This window comes from Caulobacter segnis ATCC 21756, from assembly GCF_000092285.1.
GTDB lineage: Bacteria > Pseudomonadota > Alphaproteobacteria > Caulobacterales > Caulobacteraceae > Caulobacter > Caulobacter segnis.
Genome location: NC_014100.1, coordinates 773,191 through 797,482 on the forward strand (window position 1 = coordinate 773,191; position 24,292 = coordinate 797,482).

General features: G+C 66.6%; 17 protein-coding genes and 3 pseudogenes. 12 read left to right on the plus strand and 8 right to left on the minus strand.

The genetic code is table 11. From position 1 onward, the window contains the following. Positions 1–292 precede the first annotated feature (292 nt). Both rpoB and rpoC read left to right on the plus strand, forming a co-directional pair. Complete coding sequence (gene rpoB, locus CSEG_RS03690; protein WP_013077917.1) at positions 293–4,363, plus strand: DNA-directed RNA polymerase subunit beta; 4,071 nt, start codon at positions 293–295, stop codon at positions 4,361–4,363. A 177-nt stretch (positions 4,364–4,540) separates the two neighbouring features. After that, positions 4,541–8,731, plus strand: a complete 4,191-nt coding sequence (rpoC, locus tag CSEG_RS03695; protein WP_013077918.1) for a DNA-directed RNA polymerase subunit beta' — start codon at positions 4,541–4,543, stop codon at positions 8,729–8,731. Positions 8,732–8,861: 130 nt separating this feature from the next. On the opposite strand, the gene CSEG_RS03700 is transcribed toward rpoC, so the two are convergent. The 3 genes from CSEG_RS03700 to CSEG_RS22445 all read right to left on the minus strand — a co-directional run bounded on the left by CSEG_RS03700 (position 8,862) and on the right by CSEG_RS22445 (position 10,106). Continuing rightward, positions 8,862–9,047 (minus strand): DUF3008 family protein, encoded by a 186-nt coding sequence (locus CSEG_RS03700; protein ID WP_013077919.1) that lies wholly within the window; start codon positions 9,045–9,047, stop codon positions 8,862–8,864. Positions 9,048–9,169: 122 nt separating this feature from the next. Beyond that, complete coding sequence (locus CSEG_RS22805) at positions 9,170–9,535, minus strand: DUF883 family protein (protein ID WP_013077920.1); 366 nt, start codon at positions 9,533–9,535, stop codon at positions 9,170–9,172. Positions 9,536–9,650: 115 nt separating this feature from the next. Next, positions 9,651–10,106, minus strand: a complete 456-nt coding sequence (locus CSEG_RS22445) for a hypothetical protein (protein ID WP_013077921.1) — start codon at positions 10,104–10,106, stop codon at positions 9,651–9,653. 204 nt (positions 10,107–10,310) lie between these two features. On the opposite strand from CSEG_RS22445, the gene CSEG_RS03715 reads away from it, so the two are divergent. The 4 genes from CSEG_RS03715 to CSEG_RS03725 all read left to right on the plus strand — a co-directional run bounded on the left by CSEG_RS03715 (position 10,311) and on the right by CSEG_RS03725 (position 14,054). After that, positions 10,311–12,110, plus strand: a complete 1,800-nt coding sequence (locus CSEG_RS03715) for a methyl-accepting chemotaxis protein (protein ID WP_013077922.1) — start codon at positions 10,311–10,313, stop codon at positions 12,108–12,110. A 178-nt stretch (positions 12,111–12,288) separates the two neighbouring features. Next, positions 12,289–12,714: an NAD-dependent epimerase/dehydratase family protein gene (locus tag CSEG_RS23135; protein ID WP_244264921.1), complete on the plus strand. Its 426-nt coding sequence runs from the start codon at positions 12,289–12,291 to the stop codon at positions 12,712–12,714. A gap of 54 nt (positions 12,715–12,768) precedes the next feature. Then, positions 12,769–13,584, plus strand: a complete 816-nt coding sequence (locus CSEG_RS23140; RefSeq protein ID WP_227878883.1) for an SDR family oxidoreductase — start codon at positions 12,769–12,771, stop codon at positions 13,582–13,584. After that, complete coding sequence (locus tag CSEG_RS03725) at positions 13,584–14,054, plus strand: DUF2269 family protein (RefSeq protein WP_013077923.1); 471 nt, start codon at positions 13,584–13,586, stop codon at positions 14,052–14,054. The genes CSEG_RS23140 and CSEG_RS03725 overlap by 1 nt, the downstream gene beginning before the upstream one ends. Positions 14,055–14,122: 68 nt before the next feature. Here CSEG_RS03725 and CSEG_RS23145 read toward each other — a convergent pair. Together CSEG_RS23145 and CSEG_RS03730 are read right to left on the minus strand one after the other, a co-directional pair. Further along, a pseudogene (locus tag CSEG_RS23145) lies at positions 14,123–14,261 on the minus strand (hypothetical protein); the annotation flags it as partial. An 11-nt stretch (positions 14,262–14,272) separates the two neighbouring features. Then, the gene (locus CSEG_RS03730; RefSeq protein WP_013077924.1) at positions 14,273–15,160 is read right to left on the minus strand and encodes a LysR family transcriptional regulator; all 888 of its coding nucleotides are present in this window, start codon (positions 15,158–15,160) and stop codon (positions 14,273–14,275) included. Positions 15,161–15,248: 88 nt separating this feature from the next. On the opposite strand from CSEG_RS03730, the gene CSEG_RS03735 reads away from it, so the two are divergent. After that, the gene (locus tag CSEG_RS03735; protein ID WP_013077925.1) at positions 15,249–16,199 is read left to right on the plus strand and encodes an NAD-dependent epimerase/dehydratase family protein; all 951 of its coding nucleotides are present in this window, start codon (positions 15,249–15,251) and stop codon (positions 16,197–16,199) included. A 12-nt stretch (positions 16,200–16,211) separates the two neighbouring features. Here the strand turns inward: CSEG_RS03735 and CSEG_RS03740 are convergent. The 3 genes and pseudogenes from CSEG_RS03740 to CSEG_RS21875 form a co-directional block, all read right to left on the minus strand. Next, positions 16,212–17,275, minus strand: a pseudogene (locus tag CSEG_RS03740) (alpha/beta fold hydrolase). 42 nt (positions 17,276–17,317) lie between these two features. Further along, on the minus strand, positions 17,318–18,088 hold the full coding sequence (locus CSEG_RS03745; protein ID WP_013077927.1) for a hypothetical protein: 771 nt from the start codon (positions 18,086–18,088) through the stop codon (positions 17,318–17,320). 146 nt (positions 18,089–18,234) lie between these two features. Beyond that, positions 18,235–18,499, minus strand: a pseudogene (locus tag CSEG_RS21875) (hypothetical protein). A 23-nt stretch (positions 18,500–18,522) separates the two neighbouring features. On the opposite strand from CSEG_RS21875, the gene rpsL reads away from it, so the two are divergent. The 5 genes from rpsL (at position 18,523) to CSEG_RS21435 (ending at position 24,267) form a co-directional block, all read left to right on the plus strand. Then, positions 18,523–18,894, plus strand: coding sequence for a 30S ribosomal protein S12 (gene rpsL / locus CSEG_RS03750; protein WP_004624021.1), 372 nt, complete (start codon positions 18,523–18,525; stop codon positions 18,892–18,894). A 12-nt stretch (positions 18,895–18,906) separates the two neighbouring features. Continuing rightward, positions 18,907–19,380 carry a 30S ribosomal protein S7 gene (gene rpsG / locus CSEG_RS03755; protein ID WP_004624018.1) on the plus strand — a complete coding sequence of 158 codons (474 nt, stop codon included), beginning with the start codon at positions 18,907–18,909 and terminating at the stop codon, positions 19,378–19,380. A 116-nt stretch (positions 19,381–19,496) separates the two neighbouring features. Beyond that, positions 19,497–21,575, plus strand: a complete 2,079-nt coding sequence (gene fusA / locus CSEG_RS03760; protein ID WP_013077928.1) for an elongation factor G — start codon at positions 19,497–19,499, stop codon at positions 21,573–21,575. 120 nt (positions 21,576–21,695) lie between these two features. Continuing rightward, the gene (tuf, locus tag CSEG_RS03765; protein WP_013077929.1) at positions 21,696–22,886 is read left to right on the plus strand and encodes an elongation factor Tu; all 1,191 of its coding nucleotides are present in this window, start codon (positions 21,696–21,698) and stop codon (positions 22,884–22,886) included. Between the two features lie 259 nt (positions 22,887–23,145). After that, positions 23,146–24,267: an alpha/beta hydrolase-fold protein gene (locus tag CSEG_RS21435; protein WP_013077930.1), complete on the plus strand. Its 1,122-nt coding sequence runs from the start codon at positions 23,146–23,148 to the stop codon at positions 24,265–24,267. Positions 24,268–24,292: the final 25 nt, after the last annotated feature.

The window sequence follows — 24,292 nt, forward strand, 5'->3', positions numbered from 1 at the left end:
CGCGTATTTACGCGCGCTAACGAATCCCCCTTTCCTTCCGCGTCTCCATCCCCTATATCCCCGCGTTCACGATTACATCGGCGGAGCGCTTTGTCGCGTCCGTATTACGCCCCGAGGCGCGGTCAGCCGCCCTCCGACCAGCGCGAAGGGGCGCCCGTCAGGCTTCCGGTCCCGGTCGCCCGACAGGGGAATTCGAGCGTCCGCGGCTCCCTCTAGCAGGCGAGCGGCGAGGGTGGACGCTAGGTACATTCGAATTCACGCGCGGATTCCGTCCGCGCCGCAGGGAAACAACATGGCGCAATCCTTCACCGGCAAGAAGCGGATCCGGAAGTCGTTCGGCCGCATTCCCGAGGCTGTGCAGATGCCGAACCTCATCGAGGTTCAGCGCTCCTCCTACGAGCAGTTCCTTCAGCGCGAGGTCCGTCCGGGCCAACGCCGCGACGAGGGCGTCGAGGCGGTCTTCAAGTCGGTGTTCCCGATCAAGGACTTCAACGAACGCGCCGTCCTGGAATACGTTTCGTACGAGTTCGAAGAGCCCAAGTACGACGTCGAGGAATGCATCCAGCGCGACATGACCTTCGCCGCGCCGCTGAAGGTCAAGCTGCGCCTGATCGTCTTTGAAACCGAAGAAGAAACCGGCGCCCGCTCGGTCAAGGACATCAAGGAGCAGGACGTCTACATGGGCGACATCCCGCTCATGACGGACAAGGGCACCTTCATCGTCAACGGCACCGAGCGCGTCATCGTCTCGCAGATGCACCGCTCGCCGGGCGTGTTCTTCGACCACGACAAGGGCAAGACCCACGCCTCGGGCAAGCTGCTGTTCGCCGCCCGCGTGATCCCGTACCGCGGCTCGTGGCTGGACTTCGAGTTCGACGCCAAGGACATCGTCTACGTCCGCATCGACCGCCGCCGTAAGCTGCCGGCCACGACCTTCCTCTATGCCCTGGGCATGGACGGCGAAGAGATCCTGACCACGTTCTACGACGTCGTCCCGTTCGAAAAGCGCGCGGGCGGCTGGGCCACCCCGTACAAGCCCGAGCGCTGGCGCGGCGTGAAGCCGGAGTTCCCGCTGGTCGACGCCGACACCGGCGAGGAAGTCGCTCCGGCCGGCACCAAGATCACCGCTCGCCAGGCCAAGAAGTTCGCCGACGGCGGCCTGAAGACCCTGCTGCTGGCGCCGGAAGCCCTGACGGGCCGCTACCTGGCCCGCGACGCGGTCAATGTCGGCACCGGCGAGATCTACGCCGAAGCCGGCGACGAGCTGGACGTCCCGACGATCCAGGCCCTGGCCGATCAAGGCTTCAGCACCATCGACGTGCTGGACATCGACCACGTCACGGTCGGCGCCTACATGCGCAACACCCTGCGCGTGGACAAGAACGCCATCCGCGAGGACGCGCTGTTCGACATCTATCGCGTCATGCGTCCGGGCGAGCCGCCGACGGTGGAAGCCGCCGAGGCGATGTTCAAGTCGCTGTTCTTCGACTCCGAGCGCTACGACCTGTCGTCGGTGGGCCGCGTGAAGATGAACATGCGTCTCGAGCAGGACGTGTCGGACGAAGTCCGCATCCTGCGCAAGGAAGACGTCCTGGCCGTGCTGAAGGTCCTGGTGGGCCTGCGCGACGGTCGCGGCGAAATCGACGACATCGACAACCTGGGCAACCGCCGGGTCCGCTCGGTGGGCGAACTGCTGGAAAACCAGTACCGCGTCGGCCTGCTGCGCATGGAACGCGCCATCAAGGAACGCATGTCGTCCGTCGACATCGACACCGTGATGCCGCACGACCTGATCAACGCGAAGCCCGCCGCCGCCGCCGTTCGTGAATTCTTCGGCTCCTCGCAGCTGTCGCAGTTCATGGACCAGACGAACCCGCTGTCGGAAATCACCCACAAGCGTCGTCTGTCGGCCCTCGGCCCGGGCGGTCTGACCCGCGAACGCGCCGGCTTCGAAGTCCGCGACGTGCACCCGACCCACTACGGCCGGATCTGCCCGATCGAGACGCCGGAAGGTCCGAACATCGGTCTGATCAACTCGCTGGCCACGCACGCCCGCGTGAACAAGTACGGCTTCATCGAGAGCCCGTACCGTCGCGTGAAGGACGGCAAGCCGCTGGACGAAGTCGTCTACATGTCGGCGATGGAAGAGTCGAAGCACGTCATCGCCCAGTCGAACATCAAGGTCGACGCCGGCGAGATCGTGGAAGACCTGGTTCCGGGCCGCATCAACGGCGAACCGACCCTCCTGCAAAAGGAGACGGTGGACCTGATGGACGTGTCGCCGCGCCAAGTCGTGTCGGTCGCCGCCGCCCTGATCCCGTTCCTGGAAAACGACGACGCCAACCGCGCCCTCATGGGCTCGAACATGCAACGTCAGGCCGTGCCGCTGGTGCAGTCCGACGCCCCGCTGGTCGGCACCGGCATGGAAGCCGTCGTCGCCCGTGACTCGGGCGCCGTCGTGATCGCCAAGCGCACCGGCGTGGTCGAGCAGATCGACGGCACGCGTATCGTCATCCGCGCCACCGAAGAAACTGACGCGGCCCGCTCGGGCGTCGACATCTACCGGATGTCGAAGTTCCAGCGTTCGAACCAGTCGACCTGCATCAACCAGCGTCCGCTGGTGAAGGTGGGCGACAAGATCGTCGCCGGCGACATCATCGCCGACGGTCCGTCGACGGAGCTGGGCGAACTGGCCCTGGGCCGCAACGCGCTCGTCGCGTTCATGCCCTGGAACGGCTACAACTTCGAAGACTCGATCCTGATCTCCGAACGCATCGTCCGCGACGACGTCTTCACCTCGATCCACATCGAGGAATTCGAGGTCATGGCCCGCGACACGAAGCTGGGTCCGGAAGAAATCACCCGCGACATCCCGAACGTCGGCGAGGAAGCCCTGCGCAACCTCGACGAAGCCGGCATCGTGGCGATCGGCGCCGAAGTCCAGCCGGGCGACATCCTGGTCGGCAAGGTCACGCCGAAGGGCGAAAGCCCGATGACGCCGGAAGAAAAGCTTCTGCGCGCCATCTTCGGTGAAAAGGCTTCGGACGTCCGCGACACCAGCCTGCGCCTGCCCCCGGGCGTCGCCGGCACGATCGTCGACGTGCGCGTCTTCAACCGTCACGGCGTCGACAAGGACGAACGCGCCCTGGCCATCGAACGCGCCGAGATCGACCGTCTGGGCAAGGACCGCGACGACGAGTTCGCGATCCTGAACCGCAACATCTCGGGCCGCCTGCGCGAACTGCTGATCGGCAACGTCGCTCTGTCGGGCCCCAAGGGCCTGTCGCGCGGCGAGATCACCGCCGACGCGCTGTCGCAGATCCAGCCGGGCCTGTGGTGGCAGATCGCCCTGGAAGACGAAAAGGCGATGGGCGAACTGGAAAGCCTGCGCCGCCTGTTCGACGAGAACCGCAAGCGCCTCGACCGTCGTTTCGAAGACAAGGTCGACAAGCTGCAGCGCGGCGACGAACTGCCTCCGGGCGTGATGAAGATGGTCAAGGTCTTCGTGGCCGTGAAGCGCAAGCTTCAGCCGGGCGACAAGATGGCCGGCCGTCACGGCAACAAGGGCGTCATCTCGCGCATCCTGCCGATCGAGGACATGCCGTTCCTCGCCGACGGCACGCACGTCGACGTCGTTCTGAACCCGCTGGGCGTGCCTTCGCGCATGAACGTCGGTCAGATCTTCGAAACCCACCTGGGCTGGGCCTGCGCCAATCTCGGCAAGCAGATCACCAACCTGATGGAAGACTGGCAGGCCGGCGGTCAGAAGCAGGCGCTCATCGATCGCCTGCGCGACATCTACGGTCCGGACGAAGAGCTGCCGGAAACCGAAGAAGAGCTGATCGAGCTGGCCAAGAACCTGGGCAAGGGCGTTCCGATCGCCACCCCGGTGTTCGACGGCGCGCGCATGAGCGACATCGAGGACCACCTCGAAATGGCCGGCGTCAACAAGTCGGGCCAGTCGATCCTGTACGACGGTCTGACCGGCGAGCAGTTCAAGCGTCCGGTCACGGTCGGCTACATCTACATGCTGAAGCTGCACCACCTGGTCGACGACAAGATCCACGCCCGTTCGATCGGTCCGTACTCGCTCGTCACGCAACAGCCGCTGGGTGGTAAGGCCCAGTTCGGCGGTCAGCGCTTCGGGGAAATGGAAGTGTGGGCTCTGGAAGCCTACGGCGCGGCCTACACCCTGCAGGAAATGCTGACGGTGAAGTCCGACGACGTGGCCGGCCGGACCAAGGTCTACGAGTCGATCGTCCGCGGCGACGACACGTTCGAAGCCGGTATCCCGGAAAGCTTCAACGTGCTGGTCAAGGAAATGCGCTCGCTCGGCCTGAACGTCGAGCTGGAGAACAGCTGAGTCGATTGAGGCTCCTCCCCCGCGGCGCGGGGGAGGTGTCCCGGAGGGACGGAGGGGGCCAGTTCGGCCGATCTCCAGCTAGCCCCCTCCGACGGCTCCGCCGCCACCTCCCCCGCACGCGGGGGAGGAGCGCTCTAAAGAGAATTTTTCGCGGGAAACCCCGCAGAAGGAACCAAGATGAACCAGGAAGTCCTGAACATCTTCAATCCGGTCCAGGCCGCTCCGACCTTCGACCAGATCCGCATCTCGCTGGCCTCGCCCGAAAAGATCCGCTCGTGGTCGTTCGGCGAGATCAAGAAGCCCGAGACCATCAACTACCGCACGTTCAAGCCCGAGCGTGACGGCCTGTTCTGCGCCCGTATCTTTGGCCCGACCAAGGACTACGAATGCCTGTGCGGCAAGTACAAGCGCATGAAGTACAAGGGCATCATCTGCGAAAAGTGCGGTGTTGAAGTCACCCTGGCCCGCGTCCGTCGCGAGCGCATGGGCCACATCGAACTGGCCTCGCCGGTCGCCCACATCTGGTTCCTGAAGTCGCTGCCCTCGCGCATCGCCATGATGCTCGACATGCCGCTGAAGGACATCGAGCGCGTCCTTTACTTCGAATACTACATCGTCACCGAGCCGGGCCTGACGCCGCTGAAGCAGCACCAGCTGCTCAGCGAAGACGACTACATGCGCGCCCAGGAAGAGTACGGCGACGACAGCTTCACCGCCGAAATCGGCGCGGAAGCCATCCAGAACCTGCTGAAGGCGATCGACCTCGAGAAAGAGGCCGAGAAGCTGCGCGAGGAGCTGGCGGGCAACCCGTCGGACATGAAGCAGAAGAAGTTCTCCAAGCGCCTGAAGATCCTGGAAGCCTTCCAGGAAAGCGGCAATCGTCCGGAATGGATGATCATGACCGTGGTGCCGGTGATCCCGCCGGAACTGCGTCCGCTGGTGCCGCTGGACGGCGGCCGCTTCGCGACCTCGGACCTGAACGACCTGTATCGCCGGGTCATCAACCGTAACAACCGCCTCAAGCGCCTGATCGAGCTGCGCGCCCCCGACATCATCATCCGCAACGAAAAGCGGATGCTGCAGGAGTCGGTCGACGCCCTGTTCGACAACGGCCGTCGCGGCCGCGTGATCACGGGCGCCAACAAGCGTCCGCTGAAGTCGCTGGCCGACATGCTGAAGGGCAAGCAAGGCCGCTTCCGTCAGAACCTGCTGGGCAAGCGCGTCGACTACTCGGGCCGTTCGGTCATCGTGGTCGGTCCCGAGCTGAAGCTGCACGAGTGCGGCCTGCCCAAGAAGATGGCGCTGGAGCTGTTCAAGCCGTTCATCTACGCGCGTCTGGACGCCAAGGGCCTGTCGGGCACCGTCAAGCAGTCCAAGCGCATGGTCGAGCGCGAGCAGCCGCAGGTGTGGGACATCCTCGAAGAGGTGATCCGCGAGCACCCGGTGCTGCTGAACCGCGCGCCGACGCTTCACCGTCTGGGCATCCAGGCGTTCGAGCCGAAGCTGATCGAGGGCAAGGCCATCCAGCTGCACCCGCTGGTCTGCGCCGCGTTCAACGCCGACTTCGACGGCGACCAGATGGCCGTGCACGTCCCGCTGAGCCTGGAAGCTCAGCTGGAAGCGCGCGTCCTGATGATGTCGACCAACAATATCCTGTCGCCCGCCAACGGTCGCCCGATCATCGTGCCGTCGCAGGACATCGTCCTGGGCCTGTACTACCTGTCGGTCGCTCGCGAGGGCGAGCCGGGTGAAGGCAAGATCTTCGCCGACCTCGGCGAAATCGAAGCCGCGCTCGACGCCGGCGTCGTCTCGCTGCACGCCAAGATCAAGTCGCGCTTCACGGAAGTGGACGCCGATGGCGTGGCGCGTCGCCGCGTGATCGACACCACGCCGGGCCGCATGAAGATCGCCGCCCTGCTGCCGCGTCACCCGCAGATCGGCCACCGCCTGATCGAAAAGGCGCTGACCAAGAAGGAAATCGGCAATCTGATCGACATCGTCTACCGCCACTGCGGTCAGAAGGCGACGGTCATCTTCGCCGACCAGGTCATGGGCCTGGGCTTCAAGGAAGCCGCCAAGGCGGGCATCTCGTTCGGCAAGGACGACATCATCATCCCGGCCCGCAAGACCGAGATCGTGGAAGAGACCCGCAAGCTGGCCGAGGAGTACGAGCAACAGTACGCCGACGGCCTGATCACCAAGGGCGAGAAGTACAACAAGGTCGTTGACGCCTGGGCCAAGGCCACCGACCGCGTCGCCGACGAGATGATGGCCGAGCTTCAGATGAAGCATAAGGACGAGAACGGCCGCGAGAAGGAAATCAACGCCATCTACATGATGGCCCACTCCGGCGCCCGTGGTTCGCAAGCCCAGATGAAGCAGCTGGGCGGCATGCGCGGCCTGATGGCCAAGCCCTCCGGCGAGATCATCGAGACCCCGATCGTCTCGAACTTCAAGGAAGGCCTGACCGTTCAGGAGTACTTCAACTCCACCCACGGCGCCCGTAAGGGTCTGGCCGACACCGCGCTGAAGACCGCCAACTCGGGTTACCTGACCCGTCGTCTGGTCGACGTCGCGCAGGACTGCATCATAGTCGAGGAAGACTGCGGCACCACGCGGGGCATCACCCTGCGCGCCGTCGTCGAAGGCGGCGACGTGCTGGTCTCGCTGGGCACCCGCGTCCTGGGCCGCTTCACGGCCGAGGACGTCAAGGATCCGGCCACGGGCGAGCTGGTCGTGCCGGCCGACACCTATATCGACGAGAACATCGCCGACGCCATCGAGGCGGCGGTCGTCCAGTCGGTCAAGGTCCGCTCGGTCCTGACCTGCGAGGCCAAGGTCGGCGTCTGCGGCGCCTGCTACGGTCGCGACCTGGCGCGCGGCACCCCGGTGAACATCGGTGAAGCGGTCGGCGTCATCGCCGCCCAGTCGATCGGTGAGCCCGGCACGCAGCTGACGATGCGTACGTTCCACATCGGCGGCACCGCCCAGGTGGCCGAGCAGTCGTTCTTCGAAGCCTCCAACGAGGGTACGGTCCGCGTGATCGGCCCGACCGTTGTCGGCGCCGACGGCGCGCTGGTCATCATGAGCCGCAACACCACCGTCAGCGTGCTGGTCGACGGCAAGGAGCGCGAAACCTACAAGCCGCCGTACGGCGCCCGCCTGCGGGTCAAGGACGGCGACACGGTCAAGCGCGGCCAGCGCCTCGGCGATTGGGACCCCTACACCACCCCGATCATCACCGAAGTGGCCGGCAAGATCCGCGCCGAGGACCTGGTGGATGGCCTGTCCATTCGCGAGGAAGTCGACGAAGCCACCGGCATCGCCCAGCGCGTGGTCGCCGACTGGCGCACCTCGGCCCGCGGTTCGGACCTGCGTCCGGCCATGGGCGTGCTGTCGGAAGACGGCTCGTACAAGCGCCTGTCGAACGGCGGCGAGGCGCGTTACCTCCTGTCGGCCGGCGCCATTCTCTCCGTCGCCGACGGCGACGAAGTGAAGCCGGGTGAAGTGATCGCGCGTATCCCGACCGAAGGCGCCAAGACCCGGGACATCACCGGTGGTCTGCCGCGCGTCGCCGAACTCTTCGAAGCCCGCCGTCCGAAGGACTGCGCGGTCATCGCGGAAATGGACGGCCGTGTCGAATTCGGCAAGGATTACAAGAACAAGCGCCGGATCAAGATCACACCGGACGTCGACGCCGACGGCAACCAGCCCGAAGCGGTCGAGTTCCTGATCCCGAAGGGCAAGCACATCGCCGTCCACGACGGGGACTACATCACCAAGGGCGAGTACATCATCGACGGCAACCCGGATCCGCACGACATCCTGCGCATCCTCGGCGTCGAGGCCCTGGCCAACTTCCTCGTCGACGAGATCCAGGAGGTCTATCGTCTGCAGGGCGTGCCGATCAACGACAAGCACATCGAGACGATCGTTCGTCAGATGCTGCAGAAGGTCGAGATCCTCGAGCCCGGCGACACCGGCCTGATCAAGGGTGACCACCTTGATAAGCCGGAGTTCGACAAGGAACAGGACAAGGCGATCGCCCGCGGCGGCCGTCCGGCTGTGACCCAGCCGGTGCTGCTGGGCATCACCAAGGCCTCGCTGCAAACCAAGAGCTTCATCTCGGCCGCCTCGTTCCAGGAAACGACGCGCGTCCTGACCGAAGCCTCGGTGCACGGCAAGACCGACACCCTGGAAGGCCTGAAGGAAAACGTCATCGTGGGTCGCCTGATCCCCGCTGGTACGGGTTCCTACCTGCGCAGCCTGCAACGCGTCGCCGCCAAGCGCGACGAACAGCTGGCCCAGCAGCGCGAGGAAGCGATGGAGCCGCTGCCGGCCGAAATCGCGACCGCGGACGCCGAGTAAGGCGTCCGCGCCACTCGGTAACTCGGATGCCGAAGGCATCCGGGCGACGCGGAATAAGCCTTTCGGCTTGAGCAACTACGGAAAGGCCCGGGAGCGATCCCGGGCCTTTTTCGTTGGGGCCGCCGCTGACCTACTTCTCGTCGACGTGCTCGGGCTTGCCCTTGCGTTTGGTGTGGGCGAACGCCTCGAGCTCCTTCTGGCTCATCGACAGCATGGATTTCGACGCGCCCTTGAGCTTGCTCTTCGGGGTCTCTCCGCGCTTGGCGGACAGGGCCGCGCCGGCGGCCTTCTGTTGGGCGGCGGACTTGGCGGGCATGGGATCCTCCTTCGATGTCCGCGACTTCAACGCGCGCCGCGTCGCCGCGTTCGCGAAGGCTACAAATGGAAAGAGGCCCGGGATCGCTCCCGGGCCTCCAGCGCTGGGCGCGTCCAGGCCGTTTAGGCTTGCGGGCGCACGTAGATGGTCTTGGTCGAGCGGCCGCGCAGCAGCAGGCCCAGGACCAGGCCGACGCCGGCGGCGACGCCCAGGGCGCGAACCGGCTTCACGCTGGCCCAGGTTTCCAGTTCGGCGTAGCGGCGCTGGAACTGGTCGCCGGCCTGGGCGGTGATGTCCTTGACCCGGGCGCGGGTCTCGCCCACGGCCTCGGCGGCCACTTCCTTGAGGCTGTCATAGGCTTCGTGCGCGGCGCCGCTGACGGCCTTGAGCTTGGGCTCGACCTTGGCGCGGGCGCTGTCGGCCTTGTTCGAGAGGTCCTGGCGGAAACCGTTGTCGGTGGGGGTCAGGCTGTCGGAATAGTCGGTCATGGTGAAACCTCGGGGCGGGGGAGGAGGGGCGGCGACGAGCGCCGGTGAGACGTTCTCACAACCCCGCGCGTCGAAGACCGTTCCGTCCCGACGGCCCGAAGCGACCACAGGCCGGCTATTTCGGCTGGATCGGCGTCTCCTGCGAAAGCGCCGCGCGCTGGGCGGCGCGCCGCGCGGCCTGCGTCCTGGCCTCGGGGTTCTTGAGGCGCTCCTTGATGAACTGGACCAACTCATGCGGCGGCCCAAGCGCTGGGGAAGTGTCGCCGGTCGCTTCGCCCTTGATCTGGCTGACCAGGTACTGCGTGTCTCGCGCCGTCTCGATGGCGTACCACTGACTCAGCGACGCGCAGACATTCCGGGGAATGAGCGAGCCGAGGTCTCGTTTCGTGAGGCAGATGACCAGGTTTGGCTGGGCTTTGCGCAGCGCGTTCAGCTGAGCCACGATCTCGCCGTCCGGAAGCGTGAACGGCTGCTCCTTGACGGCGGGCCGGATCGTGAGCGGGTCCACGAGGGTGGCGTCGTCGGCCGCGGCTTGGCCCGACAGGGCGGCGATGAGCGCGATCACAAGCATCTTCGAGGCTCCTTGGGCGGACTGTCGCTGAAGCCTCGCCGCGGCGCAACCTCCGGTCGCAGGGGGATGCGTGTGGCCGGCGGTCACTCGCATCCCCCTGCGACCGAGTGTCGCGCCCAGACCGAATAGCAGCGTTCTCGCATTGATCTTAATCAGTTTTCAGCCCGTTTCCCGCATTCTGGCTCCGAATTTGGGACCGGTATCATGCGCGCCAGCATCTCCACCAAGGTCAGCCTGACCATCGCCCTGGCCTTTCTTGTCCTGACCCTCGCGGTCCTGGGCATCGTGGCCAAGAGCTCGCTCGACTTCGCCCGCCGCCAGGCGACGCAGAACCAGGAAGCCAGCATGCGGGTGGCCTGGGATGTGATCGGCGAACGGGGCAAGGCGTTCCGGCGCGAGGGCGACACGCTGCTGGTCGGCGATCACGCCCTGAACGGCGACTTCGACGGCGTCGACCGCGTCAAGGGCCTGGTCGGCGGCACCGCCACCGTCTTCATGGGCGACAAGCGCATCACCACCAACGTCACCAAGCCCGACGGCTCGCGCGCGGTCGGCACCGCGCTCGCCAAGGGCCCCGTCTATGACGCGGTGCTGGGCAAGGGCGAGCCCTATCGCGGCGAGGCCAAGATCCTGGGGCGGCCGTTCTTCGTCGCCTACGACCCGATCAAGGACGCCTCGGGCCAGGTGATCGGCGTGCTCTATGTGGGCGTGCCGCAAGCCGACTACTTCCAGCCGGTCTATCGGCAGTTGGGCGTGCTGGCCCTGGCCTGCGTGCTGCTGGGCGCGGCCGGCGCGGCGGCCTCGGTCGTCATGGCCCGCCGCCAGCTCTCGCCGCTGGCGACGCTGCGCGACGCCATGGGCAGGCTGATGGGAGGCGACCTGCGGGTCGAGCTGCCGTTCGCCGGCCGGCCCGACGACATCGGCCTGATGGCCGACGCCGTGCACCGTTTCCGCGACGAGGCGCTGGAGAAGGACCGCCTGGCCGGGGAGGCCGCCGCCGCCCGGGCCTCGGCCGAGGCCGAGCGCGAGGCCGCCGGGGCCGAGGGCGCGCGCCGCGCCGCCGATCAGGCCCAGGTCGTTCGCCGCCTGGCCGACAGCCTGCAGCGGCTGTCGGACGGTGACCTGACCGTGCGCCTGACCGAACCCTTCGCCCACGACTACGAAGGCCTGCGCGCCGACTTCAACCGCGCCGTCGAAGGCCTGGAAGGCGCCATGTCCGCCGTGGTCTCGGCCGTGGCCGGGCTGAACGCCGGGGCCGGCGGCATCGCCGACGCCGCCGACGACCTGTCGCGCCGCAGCGAGGCCCAGGCCGCCAGCCTGGAAGAGACCGCCGCCGCGCTCGACGAGATCACCGCCACGGTGCGCAAGACCGCCACGGGCGCCCAGGAAGCCTACCAGGCCGTCAGTCAGGCCCAGAACGAAGCCGGCCGCTCGCGCGAGGTCGTCGCCTCGGCCGTCGAGGCCATCAGCGGCATCGAAGCCTCGTCGCGCCAGGTCGCCCAGATCATCACCGTGATCGACGAGATCGCCTTCCAGACCAACCTCCTGGCCCTGAACGCCGGGGTCGAGGCGGCGCGGGCCGGCGAGGCCGGTCGCGGCTTCGCCGTCGTCGCCCAGGAAGTGCGGGCCCTGGCCCAGCGCTCGGCCGAGGCCGCCAAGGAGATCAAGACCCACATCGGCGACTCCGAGCGCCAGGTGGAGTCGGGCGTGTCGCTGGTCGGCGCTGCGGGCGAGACCCTGCAGCGTATCGCCGGCCAGGTCAGCGCCATCAGCACCGTGATCACCGAGATCGCCGCCAGCGCCCAGGAGCAGGCCGCGGGCCTCTCCCAGGTCAACACCGCCGTCAACAGCATGGACCAGGGCACTCAAGCCACCACGGCCATGGCCAGCCGCTCGGCGTCCTCCAGCCAGGCGCTGCTGGACGAGGTGCGGGGCCTGGCCGAATTGGTCCAACGGTTCAAGGTGGGCGGCGGCGCGGCCAGCCAGACGCGGCGGGCGGCCTGAGGCGCCCTTCAAATTCCACCGTCATTCTCGCCCTGAAAAGACAGGGATACACCGACGCGGGCAATGTCCACCGCTGGCGCCTGAAGCGGCCATGTTGGTCGACTGTTCGGGGTGGATCGCCGACGGCGGGCGATCGACGGTGATGCTTCCCCCTCCATGGTTGAGACGCTAAGCGTCGATGATGCGCATTGCCATTATCGGGGCCTATGGGCTCATCGGTTCATATGTGTCCGCCCGATTGGCGGCTGACGGTCATGTGGTCGTCGGCGTTGGGCGCGACATCGAGGCGGCCCGCCGCCGCTTCCCCGCCGTGGAGTGGAAGCGCGCCGATGTAGCCAAAGCCTCGGTCGCAGATTGGGCCGCCGTGCTCGCCGGCGCTGAGGCCGTGGTCAACTGCGCTGGCGCCTTACAGGACAGTCCCCGCGACGACTTGAAGGCCGTCCACGTCGAGGGGGTTCGTCGCCTGGCCAAGGCTTGCGAGGGGATCGGTGTCCAGCGTCTCGTGCATGTCTCGGCGGCGGGGGTCGAGCCAGGGCGGGAGACAGCCTTCAACGCCACGAAACTGGAGGCCGAGACCCTTCTAGCTCAAAGCTCGCTAGATTGAATCATCCTGCGCCCCGGCCTCGTATTCGCCCCGGCGGCCTATGGGGGCACGGCCTTGTTGCGCGGCCTGGCCGGGTTCCCCGGCGCCAGCCCCGTGGTCTTCGGCGACAGCCTAGTCCAGACGATCGGAGCCGAGGACCTAGCGGTCGCGGTCGCCCGCTGCCTGGCGCCGGACGCGCCAACGCGCGTCAGCCTAGACCTCGTCCACGACGAGGCCTTGACCCTGATCGACCTTGTCGGCCGACTGCGCGGCTGGTTGGGACTGAGGCCCGTGCGCACGATCCGCCTGCCACTCGGTCTGGCCCGCGCGACCGCCGCCGCTAGCGACGCCTTGGCATGGTTGGGCTGGCGCAGCCCAATGCGCACCGCCGCATTGGAGCAACTGCGGATGGGCGTTCGCGGCCGGGCGGAAGACGCTACGCGCCTGGGATGCGCGCCGCGATCCTTCGACGCCCTGCTCGCAGCCGCCCCCTCAGGCGTTCAAGAGCGCTGGTTCGCCCGCGCCTATTTCGCCAAGCCCGCCATCCTGGCCTGCCTGTTCGCCTTCTGGCTACTGTCAGGGTTGATCGGCCTGACGGTTGGATTGAAGGACGCCATCGCCGTGCTGACGGCCTCCGGGATGGACGCCGGGCTGGCGACCACAGCCGTGATCGGAGGCAGTCTGGTAGACATCGTCCTGGCCCTGCTGCTGATCTGGCGACCGACCGCCGCCCGCGCCTTGCAGGGTATGCTGCAGATCACGGTTGGCTATCTGCTTGGCGGCGCCCTGGTGCGCCCCGACCTGTGGCTCGATCCGATGGGGCCGCTGCTCAAGAGCATTCCCGCCGCTTTCCTGGCCCTGGCGGCACTGGCCACGCTGGACGAACGCTGATGGACCTCTACGCCCTGCTGAAGATCGCGCACGTGGTTGGCGCGACGGTGCTGCTTGGCACGGGAGCCGGCATCGCCTTCTTCATGCTGATGGCTCATCGCACGCGCGAGCCAGCTCTGATCGCCCACACCGCTAGGATCGTGGTGCTGGCCGATACGGTGTTCACGGCCTCGGCGGTGATCCTGCAACCCATCACCGGCGCGGCCCTGGCCCACCTAGTCGGCTATCCGCTGTTCTCGGGATGGATCGGGCTGAGCCTAGTTCTCTATGTGGTCACTGGCCTATGCTGGCTGCCGGTTGTGTGGATCCAAATCCGCCTGCGGGACCTAGCACTTCAAGCCGCCGCCACAGGCGCGCCATTGCCTGAGCGCTATTTCCGCCTGTTCAAGCTGTGGTTCGTGCTCGGCTTCCCGGCCTTTGCTGCGGTCTTGGGCATAGTATGGCTGATGGTGGTCAAGCCCGCCTTTTGAGCCTGCAATGTGCGGCCTGCTGGCAGGCTTCTTTAGATAGCCACCGCCAGCAATTGTCGGTTTCGGTAAACACGCGCCCTTGTGGCGAGAACCCCTGGTTTAGCTGGCACGTGAGATGCCAGCGGACCGCCAAGCAGCCCGCCCCTCCCGCACCTGCGGCGGATAGAGAGGTTCCCGCCACAAGGGCGGGAATGACGGATGTTGAATTGTAGGCGGCCTTAACCGCCCCCGACCCGTCCCAGCCCCTCGACCAGGGCGTCGAACACCGCCCGGTAGCGCGCCCCGCCGCGCAGGTCCTCGTGCATCACCACCCAGAGCGGCAGCTCGAAGCTGAACAGGTCCGGCGTCACGCGGACCAGCGCCGGATCGCGGCGGGCGATCTCGACCTGGCAGACGCCGATCCCGTAGCCGGCCCGGATCGCGGCCAGCTGGGCCAGGTCGCTGTCGGTGCGCAGGCCGAAGGCCTCGCGCGTCAGGCCCGGCATGCGGCTCAGCACCGCGCGGACCGCCGGCGTCTCGGTGTCCACGCCGATCAGGTCGTGCGCCAGCAGGTCCTCGGCGGTGCGGGGGACGCCGCGCGCGGCCAGGTAGTCGCGATGGGCGTGGAAGCCCAGGGTCACCGCCCCGACCTTACGCGCGACCAGCGCCTGCTGCGTGGGCTCGACCATGCGCACGGCGATGTCGGCCTGGCGTTGCAGGAGGTCGCTGACGGCGTTGGACAGCACGAGCTCGATCGCCAGGGCGGGATGGGCGCGGCGCAGGGCGGCCAGGATCGGCGGAAGGTGCTCGGCGCCGACCACTTCGCTGGCGGTGATCCGCACGGTTCCGGAGGCGCCTTCCGTCCCCGACGCCGCGCGCAGCAGCGCCGCCGAGGTGGCGACCAGGCTCTCGGCGTGGCTTCGGAGCGCCAGGCCGCGATCGGTCGGCGAGAGGCCGCGTTGCGATCGCACGAACAGCTTGGCGCCGACCGCCGCCTCGAGGGCGTCGATGTGGCGGGCGACGCTGGGCTGGGTCATGCCCAGCACCCGCGCCGCGCCCGACAGCGAGCCTTCGCGCAGCACGACGGCGAAGGTTCGGAAGAGGTCCCAGCTCGGCTCGGTGCTCATCTATTTATGTATAGCTGACCTTCGAAGTTCCGCAATTTATGAAGAGGCTGCCCGCCGCCATCTTGGCCTCACGCGAATGGAGGCGAACATGAACGGCAAGACGGCTCTGGTGCTGGGGGCGACCGGCGGGATCGGCGGAGAGATGACGCGGCGGCTGCTGGCCGGCGGCTGGCGCGTGCGGGCCCTGGTGCGCACCGTGGAGGCCAGCGGGCGGCTTCCGGGCGTCGACTGCCATGTCGGCGACGCCATGGTCCGTGAGGACGTCGTGGAGGCCGCCGCGGGCGCCGCGGTGATCGTCCACGCGGTCAACCCGCCCGGCTATCGCAACTGGGGCCAGCTGGTGCTGCCGATGATCGACAACACCCTGGCCGCCGCGCGGACCCATGGCGCCCGCATCGTGCTGCCGGGCACGGTCTACAACTACGGCCCCGACGCCCTTCCCCTGATCGCCGAGGACGCGCCGCAGAGGCCCGCCACCCGCAAGGGCGCGATCCGGGTGGCGATGGAGCGCCGCCTGGAAGACGCCGCCCAGGCGGGCGAGGCGAGGGCGCTGATCGTGCGGGCCGGCGACTTCTTCGGTCCTCGCGCGGGCAATAACTGGTTCAGCCAGGGGATCGTCGCGCCGGGCGCGCGGCCCACGACGATCCAGGACCCCAACACCCCTGGCGTCGGCCACCAGTGGGCCTATCTCCCCGACGTCGCCGAGACCATGGTCCGTCTGATCGAGCAGGACGGCTTGGAAGACTTCGCCCGCTTTCACATGGCCGGCCATTGGGACCCGGACGGGAGGGCGATGATCGCGGCGGTCGTGCGCGCGCTCAGCGCCCCGGCCGTGCGGGTCAAGCCGCTGCCCTGGGCGCTGCTGCGGCTGGCGGCGCTCGTGGCCGAGACGCCCAGGGAGATGATGGAGATGCGCTACCTCTGGAAGCAGCCGGTGCGGCTGGACGGCGCGAAGCTGGCCGCGCGCCTGGGCGGGGAGCCGCACACGCCGCTGGACGTGGCGGTGCGCGAGACGCTCAGGGGGATGGGGTGTGTTTGAGGCGCTGGAGCCCTACTCCCGCAACAACCTCGCCAGGTCCGCCTTCCAGAACTTCGCCGCCGTGTGGGTGCCGTGGCCGCGGGTCTCGGTCGAGGCGGGGATCAGGACGAAGCGGGCGTTGGGCATGCGCTTGGCCAGCGGCTCGGCGAGGCCCAACTCCGGCGGGTTGATGAAGTCGTCGGCCGAGTTCACCCACAGCACCGGCACGGTGATCTTCTCCAGCGCCCGCGAGGGATCGTAGTTGCGCGAGGCGTCCAGGTAGTAGAGCGCGTCATTGGCGTCGATCGTCCCCGCGCGGGCGGCGACCATCTGCTCCACGGCCCTGTCGCTGGCCTCGCGGGTCGGATAGCGCGCCTGCAGCGCCAGCGGGTTGCCGCCGGCCAGGATCAGCAGGTCGGTCACGGTGAGCAGGCCCGCGGTCGGCTGGGTCGTGTAGTCGCCGCCCTTCCAGGCCGGGTCGGCGCGAATCGCGTCCATCGCCATCTTGCGCCACATCCGGTTGCGGCCGGCCAGCGGGACGGCGTTGCAGGCGAACGGCGCCAGCCGCTCGGCGAAGCCCGGATAGGTCTCGCCCCAGACGAAGGCGTGCATGCAGCCCATCGAGGTCCCGAGAATCAGCTTCAGCCGCGTCACGCCGAGGCCTTCGGTCAGCAGGCGATGCTGCAGGGCGACCATGTCGTCGTAGTCGTAGCGCGGGAAGGCCATCCGAAGCCCGTCGCTGGGCTTGGACGAGCCGCCGTGGCCGATGTTGTCGGGCATGATCACGTAGGTCGTGGCCAGGTCTAGCGGCTGGCCGGGCCCGAACAGCTCGTCGGCGAACAGCGGCGACAGGAAGTTCTTCCCCGAACCGCCGGTGCCGTGCAGCAGCAGGACCGCGTTGTCGATCTCGCCCTTGGCGTTGCGGTGCGGCGTTCCCAGCGTCGAATAATGCATGCGCGCTTTGGCCAGGCGCTCGCCCGACTTGAATGTCACGCCCTGGAGGGTGACGTCCCCCTCCTTGATCGGCCAGTGTCGGCGGCCTGGGCGGCGGAGGCGGCGAGAGTCAGGGCCAGGGCGGCCAGCAGCGCTTTGATCATGGACCGACGGTATTCGACGACGGGACGCGGTCAAGCGTGCCGCTACGGCTCCTGGCCGGCCTTCTTGCGGAGCTCCAGGTACTTGCGCGCGCGGTCCTCGACGTCCTGCTTCCTGCGGATCTGGTCGACCACGTCCTTGCGGGCGCGGCCCAGGCCGTCCTGCTCGGCGCCGAGCACGAAGGGGATCTCCTTCATCGTGCCGGGCTGGTCCTTGCTGCGGTGGTCGACGCCGGGACCCATGGGGCCGTCGACATAGTCCTTATAGGCCCGCTGGGCGGCGCCTTGAGCCTCGAGCGCCTGGCGCTTGGCCGCGTCCATGCCGTCCAGCGGGCCGCCCTTGGCCTTGGCGGCGCCGAAGCGTTCGTCGCACTTCTCGCGTTCGCGCCGATTGAGGCCCACGGCGTCGGCGCTGACGCAGCCGGTGCTGGTCCGCAGCGCCGTGCGCAGGTCGCCGGCGCCCTCGCCGGGCAGGGGGGCGGGGCGGATGGCGGTTCCGGGCTTGGCGATTCCCGCGGCGGGGACCGCGAGGGTCGGGACGCCGGCCGGGGCGGGGCGGGCGGGCTGGCGGACCTGGAACGGCAGGACCGGGGAGGGGGCGGTGGTCGCCTGGGAGGCGGCGGGGCGTGGCAGGGGCTGCTCCTGCTGGTCGGGGCGGATCAGATCCACCTGCACGGTGGGCAGGTCGTCGGCCAGGATTCGCTCCAGCAGCGGCGGAACGGGCAGGGCCAGCCAGGCCAGCACCAGCGCATGCAGCAGCAGCGAGCCGGCCACGATCGCCGCCTTCCGCCCGTCCCCCCGGCGCCTGTCCGCCATGCTGGTCCCGAGGCTGATCGCCAAACGCCCTTCCCAAGCCTGCCTGTCGTTCCCACATGGCGATAGCGGCCGGCCAAACAAGCCGCTCTCCCCCAAGATGAGCGTGCACAGCTTGGAGTGGCGGAATCTTGGCCGTGGCGCCAGCCTTAAGGCCGCGTTAACCGACGCGGGAACAGGCGATTGACGCGAGGCTCCTTCGCGAGTAAATACCGCGCTCTTTTTCGAGGCGGTCGTTCGCGTCCGTCCTGATGAGCCTACGTTCCTGACGGGCCAATTGGTCCGGGAGGAGCCTGACCCGCCGGTATGCATCCCGCGTCCCGGCGAGTTTCGTGTTTATCGGGTCTCCAAGCGGAGCCTTGAACCAAGAACAACAAAGACAAGGACCTGAAGCGCCTCGGCCGAAAGGCACACGCTTCCATCAGAGCAGAGACTTAATGCCTACCATTAACCAGCTCATCCGTAAGCCGCGCTCCCCGAAGCCGGTCCGGAACAAGGTGCCCGCCCTGAAGGGCTGCCCGCAACGTCGCGGCGTTTGCACCCGCGTTTACACCACGACCCCGAAGAAGCCGAACTCGGCTCTCCGTAAGGTCGCCAAGGTCCGTCTGACCACCGGCATCGAAGCCGTGTGCTATATCCCGGGCGAAGGTCACAACCTGCAGGAGCACTCGGTGGTGCTCATCCGCGGCGGCCGCGTCAAGGACTTGCCCGGCGTCCGTTATCACATCCTGCGCGGCGTCCTCGACACCCAAGGGGTCAAGGATCGTAAGCAGCGTCGTTCGCTCTACGGCGCCAAGCGTCCGAAGTAAGGAAAAAGAAGAATGTCCCGTCGCCGTCGCGCCGAGAAACGCCAGGTTCTGCCGGATCCGAAGTTCGGGGACCTGGTCGTCACGAAGTTCATGAACTACGTGATGTACGAAGGTAAGAAAGCTGTCGCCGAAAACATCATCTACGGCGCTTTCGATATCCTGGAAGCCAAGCGCAAGGACCAAGGTCCGCTTGAAACCTTCCACTCCGCTCTGGACAACGTCGCTCCGGCGATCGAAGTCCGTTCGCGCCGCGTCGGCGGCGCCACGTACCAAGTGCCGGTTGAAGTCCGTCCGGACCGTCGCCGCGCCCTGGCCATCCGTTGGCTGGTGACCGCCGCTCGCAAGCGTGGCGAAAACACCATGACCGAAAAGCTGGCCGGTGAGCTGCTCGACGCCTCGAACAACCGCGGCACCGCCGTGAAGAAGCGCGAAGACACCCACAAGATGGCGGAAGCCAACCGGGCGTTCTCGCACTATCGCTGGTAAGCTTTTCGCTTCCAGCACTCTTTCAGGCGCGGGCGGTTTGAGATAAACCGCCCGCGCCGCACGTTTAATCCCGGTCGTGTCCGTCCAGGGCCGCCCCGTTTCGCAGAGCGATCGCTATGCCCCGCACGCATAAAATCGAAGACTACCGCAACTTCGGCATCATGGCGCACATCGACGCCGGTAAGACGACGACGACCGAGCGGATCCTGTATTACACCGGTAAGTCCCACAAGATCGGCGAAGTCCACGACGGCGCCGCGACCATGGACTGGATGGAGCAGGAACAAGAGCGCGGCATCACGATCACCTCGGCCGCGACGACCGCGTTCTGGCAAGAAAAGCGCCTGAACATCATCGACACCCCCGGGCACGTCGACTTCACCATCGAAGTCGAGCGCAGCTTGCGCGTCCTCGACGGCGCCGTGACGGTGCTGGACGGCAACGCCGGCGTCGAGCCGCAGACCGAGACCGTCTGGCGTCAGGCCGACAAGTACAAGGTTCCGCGGATCGTGTTCGTCAACAAGATGGACAAGATCGGCGCCGACTTCGACAAGTCGGTCGAGTCGATCCGCGACCGTCTGGGCGCCAAGGCCGTGCCGATCCAATTCCCGATCGGTTCGGAATCGAACCTGAAGGGCCTCGTCGACCTGGTCCGCATGAAGGCCGTGGTCTGGGACAATGACGGCCTGGGCGCGACCTACCGCGACGAAGAAATCCCCGCCGACCTGATGGCCAAGGCCGTCGAGGCCCGCGCCTACCTGGTCGAGAACGCCGTCGAGCTCGACGACGAGGCGATGGAAGCTTACCTGGGCGGCGAAGAGCCGACCGAAGCCACCATCAAGAAGTGCATCCGTAAGGCCGTGCTGACCGGCGCCTTCTATCCGATCCTCTGCGGCTCGGCCTTCAAGAACAAGGGCGTCCAGCCCCTGCTCGACGCCGTCGTCGACTACCTGCCCTCGCCGGTGGACATCCCGCCGACCAAGGGCATCGACTTCAAGACCGAAGAAGAAGTGGTCCGCAAGGCCTCGGACGAAGAGCCGCTGTCGGTTCTGGCGTTCAAGATCATGGACGACCCCTTCGTCGGTTCGCTGACCTTCTGCCGCATCTACTCGGGCAAGCTGGAAACCGGCATGTCGCTGCTGAACTCGACGCGCGACAAGCGCGAGCGCGTCGGCCGCATGCTGCTGATGCACAGCAACAACCGCGAAGACATCAAGGAAGCCTATGCCGGCGACATCGTCGCCCTGGCCGGCCTGAAGGAAACCCGCACCGGCGACACCCTGTGCGATCCCCTGAAGGCCCCGGTCATCCTGGAGCGCATGGAATTCCCGGCCCCGGTTATCGAAATCGCCGTCGAACCCAAGTCGAAGGCCGACCAGGAAAAGCTGGGCGTCGCCCTGCAGAAGCTGGCCGCCGAAGATCCGTCCTTCACCGTCTCGACCGACTTCGAAAGCGGCCAGACGATCCTGAAGGGCATGGGCGAACTGCACCTCGACATCAAGATCGACATCCTGAAGCGGACCTACAAGGTCGAAGCCAACATCGGCGCGCCGCAGGTGGCCTATCGCGAAAGCCTGGGTAAGAAGGTCGACATCGACTACACCCACAAGAAGCAGACCGGCGGTACGGGCCAGTTCGCCCGCGTCATGATCACCTTCGAACCGGGCGAGCCGGGTTCGGGCTTCGTGTTCGAAAGCGCGATCGTCGGCGGCGCGGTGCCGAAGGAATACATCCCGGGCGTCCAAAAGGGCCTGGAATCGGTCAAGGACAGCGGCCTGCTGGCCGGCTTCCCGCTGATCGACTTCAAGGCGACCCTGACGGACGGCAAGTACCACGACGTCGACTCGTCGGTCCTGGCCTTCGAAATCGCCTCGCGCGCCGCCTTCAAGGAGCTGCGCGAAAAGGGCGCTCCGAAGCTGCTCGAGCCGATCATGAAGGTCGAGGTCGTGACGCCGGAAGAATACCTGGGCTCGGTCATCGGCGACCTGAACAGCCGCCGGGGCATGATCCAGGGTCAAGACATGCGCGGCAACGCCACGGTGGTGAACGCCTTCGTGCCGCTGGCCAACATGTTCGGCTATGTGAACACGCTGCGCGGCATGTCCCAAGGCCGCGCCCAGTTCAGCATGGTCTATGACCACTACGAGCCGGTGCCGCAGCACGTCGCCGACGAAGTGATCAAGAAGTACGGCTGAGCCTTTCCTTCGGGAAAAGCCTAGACGCGGAACCGGAGAGGGCCCACAAGCCCTCTCCTGCTCACCCCAGAAGTAGTCCAATCAAACTGAAGGCCCCTCTGGGGTCCTGGAGCTAAGAAGATGGCCAAGGAAAAGTTCGAACGTAATAAGCCGCACTGCAACATCGGCACCATCGGTCACGTTGACCATGGCAAGACGACCCTGACGGCCGCGATCACGATCGTGCTGGCGAAGTCGGGCGGCGCGACCGCCAAGAACTACGCCGACATCGACGCCGCGCCGGAAGAAAAGGCCCGCGGCATCACGATCAACACCGCCCACGTCGAGTATGAGACGCAAAACCGTCACTACGCTCACGTCGACTGCCCCGGCCACGCCGACTACGTGAAGAACATGATCACCGGCGCCGCCCAGATGGACGGCGCGATCCTGGTCGTGTCGGCCGCCGACGGCCCGATGCCGCAGACCCGCGAGCACATCCTGCTGGCCCGTCAGGTCGGCGTGCCCGCCCTGGTCGTGTTCATGAACAAGGTCGACATGGTCGACGACGAAGAGCTGCTCGAGCTCGTCGAAATGGAAGTTCGTGAGCTGCTGTCGTCCTACCAGTTCCCGGGCGATGACATCCCGATCGTCAAGGGCTCGGCCCTGGCCGCCGTCGAAGGCCGTGACCCGGCCATCGGCGAAGACCGCATCCTCGAGCTGATGACGCAAGTCGACGCCTACATCCCGCAGCCCGACCGTCCGGTCGACCTGCCCTTCCTGATGCCGGTCGAAGACGTGTTCTCGATCTCGGGCCGCGGCACCGTGGTCACCGGTCGCGTCGAGCGCGGCATCGTGAAGGTCGGTGAAGAAGTCGAAATCGTCGGCATCCGTCCGGTCCAAAAGACCACCTGCACGGGCGTCGAAATGTTCCGCAAGCTGCTGGACCAAGGTCAAGCCGGCGACAACGTGGGCGTGCTGCTGCGCGGCACCAAGCGTGAAGACGTCGAGCGCGGCCAAGTGCTCTGCAAGCCGGGCTCGATCACCCCGCACACGAAGTTCGTGGCCGAAGCCTACATCCTGACCAAGGAAGAAGGCGGCCGTCACACCCCGTTCTTCACCAACTACCGTCCGCAGTTCTACTTCCGCACGACGGACGTGACGGGCATCATCAAGCTGCGCGAAGGCGTGGAAATGATCATGCCGGGCGACAACGCCGAGCTGGACGTCGAGCTGATCACCCCGATCGCCATGGAAGAGAAGCTCCGCTTCGCCATCCGTGAAGGCGGCCGCACCGTCGGCGCCGGCGTCGTCGCGAAGATCGTCGAGTAATCGATCGATCTCAGCACACGCTGAACTGATCTAAGCGAAGGCCCCGGAGAGCAATCTCCGGGGCCTTTTGCTTGGGGGCTATAGCGACGCGGCGATGGTGAGCGGGCATTCCCCTAGCGTCCGTCATTCCCGCCCTGAAATGACGGAGATGCACCGTTACCGGCAATCCGAGCGCCGCTGGTTAATCCCCGATTGAGCAACTCAAGATTGACGACGCGTTGTACAGCGGTAAATCTCGCTGGTAGTGGCGGGGGATTCCATGAAGACGCACCTGATCGCAGTTTCGCTGCTCGCCTGCGCCTTCTCCTTGCCCGCCTCTGCGGAGTCCTCATCCTTATCAGTCAAAGCTGAAGGGCCGGTTGTCATCAGCGGTGCCACTAGCCTGACGGTTCACTCCGCGATCGTGGGGCGCGACTTCGTCGTCGAAGTTACCGTGCCACGCACGCCCCCGATCCTGCCTGGACAGACTGCGCCGGTCATTTACGTGCTCGATGGGGGCTATGACTTGGCTGGCCCTGCCGGCTGGTTGCTTGGCGCCGCAGGGACTATGGCGCCGGCCTATGTTGTAACGGTGGGGTATCCCGCAGGAGCTTCGGCTCGGGGTGTCGATCTCTTGTCCGCCCCCGCGACCAGCCCCGACGGCATCGCCCAAAAAGGAGGTGGCGCGGAGACCTTCCGCCGTTTCCTCGTCGAGGAACTGAAGCCATTCATCGAGGCTCGCTACCCGGTGGATGGCAATAGATCGATCCTGTTCGGTCATTCCCTGTCCGGGATCTTCACGGCGAACGCCCTTGCTAGCCACCCCATGGACTTTGCTGGCTACCTCATCGCCAGCCCTTCTGTTTGGGCCGACCCCGGCGTCATCGACCGTTTGCACGGCCTGCAGCTAGGCGTTCCGCCGCGCCGCGTCTTTGTCGGGTATGGCGCAAAAGAGGAAGCCTACATGATCAGCGGCGCACGGCAGGTCGTGCAGGCGCTCAGCGGCCTTCAGGGCATCCTCATCCAGGCTAAGGCCTTCGAGGGCGAACAGCATATCTCCTACTATCCAGTATTGCCCAACGCCGCGTTTCCCTTCCTGCTGCCGCGCGACAACGTCATGCGTCGCCCTAGCCCCATTGAACTTCCGGTGGGACGATTGAAGCGATACCTAGGCGTTTACGAGTTGGCCGATCATCGACGCGTGGCGATTACCGAGGATGAAGATGGTCTTGTCTTCAAGGTCGACGGGCGTGACGAGGCCGGCTTGCTGGCAGAGGCCGTGGATCGGTTCTTCATCCGAGGCGTGGACGCAAATATCGTCTTCGACGCTGGCGATGGTGCGGCCAAGGAGATGGCGATTAGCCTGAACGGCAGGACAGCTCGCGCACTGCGCGTCCAATAGAAGTTCAAACACGGCGGCTGCGCTA

Coding starts and splice junctions, on each gene's coding strand:
- rpoB (WP_013077917.1), top strand. CDS start 293: ATGGCGCAATCCTTCACCGGCAAGAAGCGGATCCGGAAGTCGTTCGGC.
- rpoC (WP_013077918.1), top strand. CDS start 4,541: ATGAACCAGGAAGTCCTGAACATCTTCAATCCGGTCCAGGCCGCTCCG.
- CSEG_RS03700 (WP_013077919.1), bottom strand. CDS start 9,047: ATGCCCGCCAAGTCCGCCGCCCAACAGAAGGCCGCCGGCGCGGCCCTG.
- CSEG_RS22805 (WP_013077920.1), bottom strand. CDS start 9,535: ATGACCGACTATTCCGACAGCCTGACCCCCACCGACAACGGTTTCCGC.
- CSEG_RS22445 (WP_013077921.1), bottom strand. CDS start 10,106: ATGCTTGTGATCGCGCTCATCGCCGCCCTGTCGGGCCAAGCCGCGGCC.
- CSEG_RS03715 (WP_013077922.1), top strand. CDS start 10,311: ATGCGCGCCAGCATCTCCACCAAGGTCAGCCTGACCATCGCCCTGGCC.
- CSEG_RS23135 (WP_244264921.1), top strand. CDS start 12,289: ATGATGCGCATTGCCATTATCGGGGCCTATGGGCTCATCGGTTCATAT.
- CSEG_RS03725 (WP_013077923.1), top strand. CDS start 13,584: ATGGACCTCTACGCCCTGCTGAAGATCGCGCACGTGGTTGGCGCGACG.
- CSEG_RS03730 (WP_013077924.1), bottom strand. CDS start 15,160: ATGAGCACCGAGCCGAGCTGGGACCTCTTCCGAACCTTCGCCGTCGTG.
- CSEG_RS03735 (WP_013077925.1), top strand. CDS start 15,249: ATGAACGGCAAGACGGCTCTGGTGCTGGGGGCGACCGGCGGGATCGGC.
- CSEG_RS03745 (WP_013077927.1), bottom strand. CDS start 18,088: ATGGCGGACAGGCGCCGGGGGGACGGGCGGAAGGCGGCGATCGTGGCC.
- rpsL (WP_004624021.1), top strand. CDS start 18,523: ATGCCTACCATTAACCAGCTCATCCGTAAGCCGCGCTCCCCGAAGCCG.
- rpsG (WP_004624018.1), top strand. CDS start 18,907: ATGTCCCGTCGCCGTCGCGCCGAGAAACGCCAGGTTCTGCCGGATCCG.
- fusA (WP_013077928.1), top strand. CDS start 19,497: ATGCCCCGCACGCATAAAATCGAAGACTACCGCAACTTCGGCATCATG.
- tuf (WP_013077929.1), top strand. CDS start 21,696: ATGGCCAAGGAAAAGTTCGAACGTAATAAGCCGCACTGCAACATCGGC.
- CSEG_RS21435 (WP_013077930.1), top strand. CDS start 23,146: ATGAAGACGCACCTGATCGCAGTTTCGCTGCTCGCCTGCGCCTTCTCC.